At 38.5% G+C, this 729-nt stretch carries 1 pseudogene; it reads right to left on the bottom strand.

The window, feature by feature from the left end:
- A pseudogene (locus tag NC796_RS26640) lies at positions 1-368 on the bottom strand (hypothetical protein); the annotation flags it as partial.
- Between the last annotated feature and the right edge of the window lie 361 nt (positions 369-729).

Below are 729 nucleotides of genomic sequence, written 5' to 3'. Positions count from 1 at the left end.
GTATACCGGTGCTCGGGACCTTCCAAGATGCATATGGCCGAAGGGGCCTCTTGTAGAATTACCTCTAGCTGTTCTACCTCTTCTTCCAGTTCATTCCGTTTGCTTTTTTCCGCCTCCAGAAGCTGGGTAATGCGCTTCCGGCTAGCTCTTAATTTGAGTGCATCTCTGCGAATGAAGATAAACAGTACAGCCGTCGTGACCAGGACAAAACCCAGGCCCTTGTAGGTTTGAAGTGCAGCTAAAAACTTCGGATCAGTAACCAGTTGATTCAGAAACCAGTTACTAAAAAAGATCCAGCAGGCCGAAACCAGTAAATATATGAGTGCTATTTTAATTTCATACCTCTCAGATGAAAATAATGTTTTCATGGCTATGTGTATATTTCACTTCATTCTTGTTATAATTAAATATGAGAATTTCAATTATAAAATGTATTCTTGTTTCCAATAAATGGGCCGAAAAAACAAAATTTTAACCATTTATCCACAATTATCGCATATAATGCCCAGAGAAATCCTGAATCTCTATTTTAAATAAAGAATCAAAGAGCAGTGCAAATGAACTGCCCTTCAAAAATGCATTAAAATACCTATCCTTTTTTGGAGGACTTAGCCCTAAAGCGTGCGCAGAAGTGATAGCCGAAGAAACTAGCTTTTAATCCAGGCGCTAGATCGATGTTATTACTTGGAATGTTTTTGCAGAAATTTTTCCAGGTAAAATTTCCGGCAA

The sequence above is a fragment of the Aliifodinibius sp. S!AR15-10 genome (assembly GCF_031569985.1).
Lineage (GTDB): Bacteria > Bacteroidota > Rhodothermia > Balneolales > Balneolaceae > JAMQKA01.
This window is presented reverse-complemented; position numbering and strand designations above follow the sequence as displayed.